Annotated in this window: 8 protein-coding genes; 6 read left to right on the top strand and 2 right to left on the bottom strand. The window is 69.0% G+C overall.

What is annotated here, in order from left to right:
• Positions 1-179: 179 nt before the first annotated feature.
• Both NC4_RS45190 and NC4_RS24825 read left to right on the top strand, forming a co-directional pair.
• Positions 180-1,931, top strand: a complete 1,752-nt coding sequence (locus tag NC4_RS45190) for a hypothetical protein (RefSeq protein WP_439957553.1) — start codon at positions 180-182, stop codon at positions 1,929-1,931.
• Positions 1,932-1,951: 20 nt separating this feature from the next.
• Complete coding sequence (locus tag NC4_RS24825) at positions 1,952-2,863, top strand: HAD-IIA family hydrolase (protein WP_067542625.1); 912 nt, start codon at positions 1,952-1,954, stop codon at positions 2,861-2,863.
• A 69-nt stretch (positions 2,864-2,932) separates the two neighbouring features.
• Here the strand turns inward: NC4_RS24825 and NC4_RS24820 are convergent, their stop codons facing one another.
• Together NC4_RS24820 and NC4_RS24815 are read right to left on the bottom strand one after the other, a co-directional pair.
• Positions 2,933-3,691, bottom strand: coding sequence for a class I SAM-dependent methyltransferase (locus tag NC4_RS24820; RefSeq protein ID WP_067542623.1), 759 nt, complete (start codon positions 3,689-3,691; stop codon positions 2,933-2,935).
• Positions 3,692-3,735: 44 nt separating this feature from the next.
• Complete coding sequence (locus NC4_RS24815; protein ID WP_067542620.1) at positions 3,736-4,320, bottom strand: hypothetical protein; 585 nt, start codon at positions 4,318-4,320, stop codon at positions 3,736-3,738.
• A 114-nt stretch (positions 4,321-4,434) separates the two neighbouring features.
• On the opposite strand from NC4_RS24815, the gene NC4_RS24810 reads away from it, so the two are divergent.
• Genes NC4_RS24810 through recN form a run of 4 tightly spaced genes read left to right on the top strand, consistent with a single transcriptional unit; the run spans position 4,435 to position 8,386 of the window.
• Positions 4,435-4,701 (top strand): hypothetical protein, encoded by a 267-nt coding sequence (locus NC4_RS24810; RefSeq protein ID WP_067542617.1) that lies wholly within the window; start codon positions 4,435-4,437, stop codon positions 4,699-4,701.
• A gap of 1 nt (position 4,702) precedes the next feature.
• Complete coding sequence (locus NC4_RS24805; protein ID WP_067542614.1) at positions 4,703-5,599, top strand: TlyA family RNA methyltransferase; 897 nt, start codon at positions 4,703-4,705, stop codon at positions 5,597-5,599.
• Positions 5,596-6,636, top strand: a complete 1,041-nt coding sequence (locus tag NC4_RS24800) for an NAD kinase (protein WP_067542611.1) — start codon at positions 5,596-5,598, stop codon at positions 6,634-6,636. Before NC4_RS24805 ends, NC4_RS24800 begins: the two co-directional genes overlap by 4 nt.
• Entirely contained in the window at positions 6,614-8,386 is a 1,773-nt protein-coding gene (recN, locus tag NC4_RS24795; protein ID WP_067542608.1) for a DNA repair protein RecN, read from the top strand. The genes NC4_RS24800 and recN overlap by 23 nt, the downstream gene beginning before the upstream one ends.
• Positions 8,387-8,516 lie beyond the last annotated feature (130 nt).

Raw genomic sequence — 8,516 nt, 5'->3', positions numbered from 1 at the left:
TCATTCGCGAATGGGGACCCGCCTGTGGGTCCCCATTCGGCGTTTTACCACCCTGCGCCGCGAGGTCGCTCCGAGGTGCGTGATTGAATTCAGGTTGGCGGGACGGTCCCGTCGGCCCTCACGCGCTCCAGCGCCTCGAGCTGGGTACCGCAGCTAGATACTTACAGAGAGGGATCATCGTGTCGGACCAGAACGAAGGCCGCAAACCGTTCCGCCGGAGTAGCGGATCCGGTCAGGGAGGTTTCGGGGGATCGGCACGGGATAACTCGGGCAAGCGCCGCGGCGGAGACCGGCGCGGCTACCGCGAAGGCGGCCGTGACAGTTCCGGCCGCGGCGGCTTCAACCGTGGCGGCGAGGGCCGCGGCTGTGACAACCGAGGCGGCTTCCGCCGGGACAACGACAGCCGTGACAACGATCGAGGCGGTTTCCGGGGCGGCGACAATCGTGATTGCGGCCGGGGCGGCTTCAATCGCGGTGGCTCCGAAGGCGGTCGCGGCGGGTTCAACCGTGGCGGTGACAGCCGGGGTGGATTCAATCGTGGCGGCGAGGGCCGCGGCGGTTTCAACCGCGGTGGCGACACCCGTGATGGTGGTCGCGGTGGGTTCTCCCGCGACAACGGCGGCCGGGACTTCGGCCGGGATCGCGCCGAGCGCGGCGACCGGGATGATCGTAAGAGCTACGGCCGCAGTGGATTCGGCGGTGATCGTCGCGACAACGCGGGCGGCGGGTACAACCGTGACCGCCGTGAAGGCTTCGATCGTGATCGGCCGCAGCGGTTCGATCGGTCGGACCGTCCGGAGCGGGATCGTTCCGAGCGACCGCAGCGGGATCGTCCGGAGCGGTTCGACCGGGAGCGTTCGGGTTCCGACCGCGGCTACTACCGCGACCGCACCGAGCGTCCGGCTCGCGCCGACCGCCCGGACCGCGGCGACCGTCCGGATCGTGGCGAGCGTTCGTTCGAGGGTGATCGCCGCCGGGGTGGCGAGGGTGCGCGGGTCAGCGGTGGCCGGGGCGGCGAGCGCCGGGCGGCGCGGCCGGATGAGCCCGCATTGCCGGATGACGTGCAGGCCTCGGATCTTGAGCCCGCGGTGCGCCGCGATCTACTCAGCTTGGACAAGAGCAATGCCGAGGCCGTGGCCCGGCACCTGGTGATGGTGGCGCAGCTGCTGGACGAGGATCCGGAGCTGGCCCTCGCGCATGCGCGGGCCGCGCGGCAGCGGGCCGGTCGCATTGCGGTGGTGCGCGAAACCGCCGGTGTCGCCGCCTATCACGCGGGTGAGTGGGCCGAGGCCCTCTCGGAGCTGCGCACCGCGCGCCGCATGTCCGGCGGTGCGGGCCTGCTGGCCGTCATGGCCGACTGTGAGCGTGGTCTGGGCCGTCCGGAGCGGGCCATCGAGCTCGGCCGCAGCGATGAGGCGCGCGCCCTGCAGGGTGACGAGGTCACCGAGCTGCGCATCGTGGTCGCGGGCGCGCGCATGGATCTGGGGCAGTACGACCAGGCCGTGGTGACCCTGCAGACCTCCGAGCTGGATCCGTCGCGCACGGGTTCGGCCGCCGCGCGGCTGTTCTACGCCTACGCCGAGGCGCTGCTGGCCGCCGGTCGCGGTGAGGAGGCGCTGACCTGGTTCATGAACTCGGCGTCCGCGGATCTGGACGGCGAGACCGACGCCGAGGATCGCGCCGCCGAACTGGCCGAGGGCGGCACCGACCGGGCCGAGTGGGATGTCGACTCCGACGACGACTCGGACGAGGATGACGCGAACGACTCGGCGACGGACGACGCTGCCGCTGACGACTCGGCCGCGGACGACGATGCTGACGACGACGCCGACGAAGCGAACGAGGCCGAGGAATCGCCCGCGGAGCTCGGGGCCGCCGCGGCGAATGACGATGAGGCCGAGGGGACCGCTGCGAAGGGCACGGCCGAATAGTTTGTGAGAGGGGCGGCGTCATGCGCCTGAGGGATCGTTTCGGTGCACTCCTGCTGGATCTGGATGGCACCCTGTTTCGTGGTCACGAGGTGATTCCGGGTGCGCGGCAAGCGCTTTCGGAAGCATCCGGCACCGGCCAGCGGCTGATGTACGTCACCAACAACGCCAGCCGCTCGGCCGCCGCCGTGGCCGGGCACCTGCGCGAGCTCGGCTATGCCGCAACCGAGGACGAGGTCGTCACCAGCGCGCAGGCCGCCGCCCATCTGCTGGAGGCGCGCCTGGAAGCGGGTTCGACGGTGCTCGTGGTGGGCACCGACGACCTGATGGCCGAGGTGGATGCCGTTGGCCTGCAACCGATCCGCCGCTTCAATGGCTCGGCCCCCGCGGCCGTCGTCCAGGGCCACAATCCCGAAACCGCCTGGGCCGACCTGGCCGAGGCCGCCTACGCCCTGCGCGCGGGCGCGCTCTGGGTGGCCGCCAATACCGACGCCACCCTCCCCAACGAGCGCGGCCTCGCCCCCGGCAACGGTTCCATGGTCGCGGCCCTGCGCACCGCGTCCGACCGCGATCCCATTGTGGCGGGCAAACCCTATGCGCCCCTGCTGGAGGACGCCATGGAGCGCGCGGGCACCCGCGACGCCCTGGTTGTCGGCGACCGTCTCGATACCGATATCGACGGCGCGCACACCGTCGGCCTGGAGTCCCTCATGGTCCTTACCGGCGTGAGCACCTTGGCCGACCTCCGCACCCAGCCCGCGGATCGCCTGCCCACCTATATCGCGGAATCCCTTGACGCCCTGAATCACCCGATTCCGGATACGCAGCCGTTGTCGGTGACCGACGGCGATATCGTCGCCGCCATCACCGCATTGCTGGCGCAGTATCCAGGCCGCGCCATCGCGGTGGCGGCTCCGCCCACCGCACAGGAATGATTCGTCCGTAGCAACGACCCCCGGCCATTCGGCCGGGGGGCGTTGTGTTTTCGGGGACGTTCGGAGCGTTCAGGGGCGTTTGCGCGCCTCGAACAGCGTCCGAGCGGAGTAGGCGACGAACGGCCCGTCCGCGGTGATCCGCTCATGCAGATCGTGCAGCCGGTCGCGGTACTCCTCGACCGTGAATCCCGGAACCATCCAGATGACCTTGCGCAGGAAGTAGACCACCGCCCCGATATCGCGGAACTCCATGCGCAGCCGTTCACCTCGAGCCTGCACGATCTCCAGTCCGGCGGCGCGCGCATCGGCCGCCTCCTTTTCCGGATCGCGCTTGGTCCGGGCCTCCGGTTGCGGGCCGAGGAAGTACTCGACGAGTTCGAAGACGCTGGCGGGCCCCACATGCTGCGCGAAATAGGCGCCGCCGGGCCGGAGTACGCGCGCGATCTCGGCCCACCAGATGGTGGCTGGATGGCGGCTGGTGACCAGATCGAAGGCCGAGTCCGAGAAGGGCAGCGGCGGTTCGTCGGGATCGGCGACCACGACCGCGCCTCGGGGGTGCAGCAGCCGGGTGGCCTTGGCGAGATTGGGCGGCCAGGATTCGGTCGCCACCATGGTGGGCGGGAATCGTCCGGCCTCGGCGAGGACTTCGCCGCCGCCGGTCTGGATGTCCAGGGCTGCGGAGGCGACGGCGAGTCGTTCGGCCTGCTGCCGCTGATACCCCCAGGACGGCCGCTCTTCGCTGGCGCGGCCGTCCAGCCAGGAGAAGTCCCAGCCGTCCACGGAGACGGTGGCAGCCTCGTCGATGAGGTCTTCGAAGCTGCGGTTCATGGGATGATTCTCATCGACGGAGGAACCGAGCCGACAGCGGCCGTTCAGCTGGGTGACGGTGCCGTGGTTCGCGTCTCCCGCATGACCGTCGAGCCCAGCCACACGCATCCGGCGAGCATGAGCACGCCGTGCGCAATGCGACCCGCCGCCGGGAGGAAGAACTGCGGGAGATACAGCGCGAAGCCGACCGCGTAGACGATGGCCGCGGTGGTGCGCAGCGCGATCGCGACCCACACCGCGCCCGCGCCCAGTGCGATCAGCCCGGCCGCGAACATGGCCGCGGCGATGGGCAGGTAGCGGAAGCCCTCCGTCACATCGACGAGTTCGGCCCGGGAGCCCTCGGTGGCGGCGGCGTGCAGCCCGAAATCCTCTGCGCCGTAGTAGGGCAGCACCAATGCGGCGCCGATCCAGGTCGTGATCACCGGGCCCGATCCGATGCGGTCGCGCAGGCCGTACAACGCCAGTGACACGAGGATGAATCCGATCATGGCGCACAGGTGTGAGATCACCCAGCCCGTCGAGCTCAGCGCGGCATATGCGCCGTCGGTGGTGGTTTCGTCCTCCCAGGGGCGGAGGACGGGGTAGAGGAGAAAAAGGATTCCGGCCGCAACAAGGGCATATCTGGGCATCGATGACTCCAATTCGAAACATCGTGGGAGTGTCCGGCCCCACGGGATGCGACGTTATCCGGTCGGCACGGGTACGTGTGTTCGAATGGGAGTTCGGGTAGCGTTGTCGCCACCATGAGTACGCCTATGCCTCACCCGCAGAATCCCGTTCCGGGGCCCCGTCCGGGGGCGCCGTTGCCCGGGCAGCATCTGGCGGGTGCGAATCAGGAGTTCGCCGACCCAGAGCGGGTGCGCGCGGAGGTGGACGCGTTACTGGCCGAACTATCGGCGGGCGGCCGGGATTCGGCGGAGACCGGCACCGATATCGTGCGCCGCGCCCGAATTCTGGAACAGGCCCACGATGTGCTGGTGCAGGCCTTGGCCACGGTGGACAAGATCTGAGGTGGCCAGGCGCGCACGGGTGGACGCGGAACTGGTTCGCCGTGGAATGGCGCGATCGCGAGAGCATGCGGTCGAGCTGATCTCGGCGGGACGCGTCCTGATCAATGGAACGGTCGCCACCAAACCGGCGACCGGTGTGGAAACCGGGACGCCCCTGCTGGTGCGGGACGAGCCCGACGAGGTGCAGTGGGCCTCGCGCGGGGCGCACAAGCTGTTGGGAGCCCTGGAAGCCTTCGAACCCCAGGGTGTATCCGTCGACGGGAAACGCTGCCTGGATGCGGGCGCGTCCACGGGCGGATTCACCGATGTGCTGCTGTCCAAGGGCGCGAAGGAGGTCGTGGCCGCCGATGTCGGCTACGGCCAGCTGATCTGGCGATTGCAGAACGACGATCGCGTCCTGGTGCACGATCGCACCAATGTGCGCGCCCTGACAGCCGAACTCATCGGCGGCACCGTCGAATTGGTGGTCGCCGACCTGTCCTTCATCTCCCTCGGTCTGGTGCTGCCCGCGCTGGCGCAGTGCTGTGCACCGGGCGCGGATCTGCTGCCCATGGTGAAACCGCAGTTCGAGGTCGGCAAGGAACGCGTCGGAAGTGGTGGCGTGGTGCGGGATCCGGCGCTGCGCGCCGAGGTCGTCGGCGATGTCGCCGCGGCGGCCGCCGGGCTGGGCCTGCGCACGCGCGGCGTGGTCGCCAGCCCGCTGCCCGGTCCGTCCGGGAATGTCGAGTACTTCCTGTGGTTGCGTAAGGAAGTGAATACCGCGCAGGACGAAACTGCCGCAGACCGTATCGAAGCCGACAGCGAGCGGGGAGATGTCCCCGGATTCGCCTACGATGCGGAGGAACAGGCGCGGGTCTCCGCGCTGATTACCAGAGCGGTGGAGGAGGGTCCGCAGTGAACGCGCAGGGGACCTCGAGGGAAATCCTGCTGGTCGCGCATCCGGGACGGTCCGAGATCACCGAAACGGCGCATCGCGTGGCGAAGATCTTCGATCAGGCGGGCATCAGTCTGCGGGTGCTCGAGGACGAGGCGTACAGCACGCGTTTGGATATCGACGACGCGGGCGCGCCCGACGGGTATCCGGTCCGGATCATGGAACACAATCCGGATGCCGCGGTGGGCTGTGAAATGGTGCTCTCGCTCGGCGGTGACGGCACCTTCCTGCGCGCGGCGGAACTGGCGCGCAATGCGTCGGTGCCGGTGCTGGGAATCAATCTGGGCAGCATCGGATTTCTGACCGAGGCCGAGGCCGAACATCTGGACGAGGCGCTGTCCCAGGTGGTGCGGCGCGACTATATCGTCGAACAGCGCATGACCATCGATGTCACCGTGCGCGTGGATGATGTGGTGGTGGAACGCGGCTGGGCGTTGAACGAGGCCAGTATCGAGAATGCCGCGCGCATGGGCGTTCTCGAAGTGGTCCTGGAAGTCGACGGCCGTCCGGTGTCGGCCTTCGGCTGCGACGGTGTGTTGATCGCCACCCCGACCGGTTCGACCGCATATGCCTTCTCGGCGGGCGGCCCGGTGGTGTGGCCGGAACTCGAAGCGCTGCTGGTGATTCCGAGCAATGCGCATGCGTTGTTCGCGCGGCCCCTGGTGACCAGCCCCGATTCGCTGATCGCCGTGGAAACCGTTGCCACCGGCCATGATGCGATAGTTTTCCTCGACGGCCGACGCACCCTCGCACTGCCGCGGGGCGGCCGGGTCGAGACGGTCCGCGGTACCGAACCGGTGCGCTGGGTGCGACTCGATTCCGCACCCTTCGCCGACCGGATGGTGCGCAAATTCCAGTTGCCCGTGACAGGCTGGCGGGGCCGCCCGCCTGCACGGTCAGGCGCGGAGGCGGCAGCTCGCGTACCCACGGAGCGCCCGAGTGCAGGCGAGATCGATGACCGCCGAACGGAGAGCACGAGTGCTGACAGAGATCAGGATTGACGGGCTGGGCGTAATTTCCACCGCCACCGCGCAATTCCACGAGGGTTTGACCGTTCTGACCGGTGAGACCGGTGCGGGCAAGACGATGGTGGTGACGAGCCTGCACCTGCTCAGCGGCGCCAGAGCCGATGCCGGGCGGGTGCGCCTCGGCGCGTCCCGCGCGGTCGTCGAGGGCCGCTTCACCGTCGAGGAAGTCCACGACGGGGCCCGCGGCGAAGTGGCGGAGGTAATGGAATCCTCCGGCGCCGAATTCGACGACGACGGCAGCATCATCGCCGTCCGCACCGTCGGCAGCGACGGCCGTTCCCGCGCTCACCTGGGCGGCCGCAGCGTCCCCGCCTCGGTGCTGGGCGATTTCACCACTCCGCTGCTCACCGTCCACGGCCAGAACGACCAACTGCGCTTGCAGCGCCCCGATCAACAGCTGCACGCGCTGGACCAGTTCGCCTCGGACACCGTCACCGCGCTGCTGACGAAGTACCAGAAGGCCCGCCGCACCTGGCTCGACGCCCGCAACCAGCTCCTGGAGCGCACCGCCCGCAGCCGCGAACTGGTCCTGGAAGCCGACCATCTGACCCAGTCGCTGGCCGAAATCGACGCCATCGCACCGGAACCCGGCGAAGACAAACACCTCATCGACGAGGTCCGGCGCCTCTCGGACCTCGATTCCCTGCGCGAAGCAGCCTCCACCGCCCACGACGCCCTGGCCGGCCCCGCCGACAATCCCGGCGACGGTGCAGGAGCCCTCGATTTGCTCGGCACCGCCCGTGCCCGCATCGAAGGTTCCGACGACCCCAAGCTCACCGCCCTGGCCCCCCGCCTGGACGAGGCCATCTCGGTGGTCGTGGACCTCACCACGGAACTGAGCTCCTACCTCTCCGACCTGCCCTCGGAGCCCGGCGCACTTGACAACATGCTCACCCGCCAAGCCGAACTCAAAACGTTCACAAGGAAGTACGCCCCCGACGTGGACGGCGTAATCGCCTGGGCCGAAGACGCCCGCACCCGCCTCGCCGGTCTCGACGTCTCCGAGGAGTCCCTCGCCGCCCTCGCCGCCGAGGTGGAAACCGCCGCCGAGAAGGTCCGCGAAACCGCCCGCAAACTCACCACCGCCCGCACCAAGGCCGCAGGCAAACTGGCCGCGGCCGTAAGTACCGAACTGGGCGGTCTCGCCATGGGCCGCGCCCGCCTCGAGGTCGTAGTCGGCCTCGTCCCCGCCGGTGTCCAGGATTCGGCCCCCCTGACCATCGACGGCCAGGACCTGCACGCCGGATCGACAGGTGTAGACGAGGTCGAATTCCGCCTCGCCGCCCACTCCGGCGCCCACCCCCTGCCATTGAGCAAGAGCGCCTCCGGCGGCGAACTCTCCCGCATCATGCTCGCCCTCGAGGTAGTCCTCGCCAGCTCCGAACACGGCACAACCATGGTTTTCGACGAAGTCGACGCCGGTGTAGGCGGCCGCGCCGCAGTAGAAATCGGCCGCCGCCTGGCCCGCCTTGCCCGCACCCACCAGGTAATCGTCGTCACCCACCTCCCCCAAGTGGCAGCCTTCGCCGACACCCACCTGATGGTCGACAAACTCGACGACGGCAAAGCCGTCAAATCCGGCGTCCGAGCCCTAACCCAAGACGAACGCGTAGCCGAACTGGCCCGCATGCTAGCCGGTCTAGGCGACACCGAAACCGGCCGCGCCCACGCCTGGGAGCTCCTCACCACAGCCCACGCCGAAAAGGTCACCGCCGCCAGCTAACCCCCACCCCCCAGGTTCACACCCCTTCCCGCCGGTCCACACCCCATATCCACCCGGCATAAAGGGTGTGAACCCACGAGAAGGGGTGTGAACCCGAGTTATGTCAACGGGAGGGGGACCAGCCAGATGC

The organism is Nocardia crassostreae (genome assembly GCF_001613405.1).
GTDB lineage: Bacteria > Actinomycetota > Actinomycetes > Mycobacteriales > Mycobacteriaceae > Nocardia > Nocardia crassostreae.
Note: the sequence above shows the minus strand (reverse complement) of the source record. Positions and strands in the feature narration are given on the sequence as shown.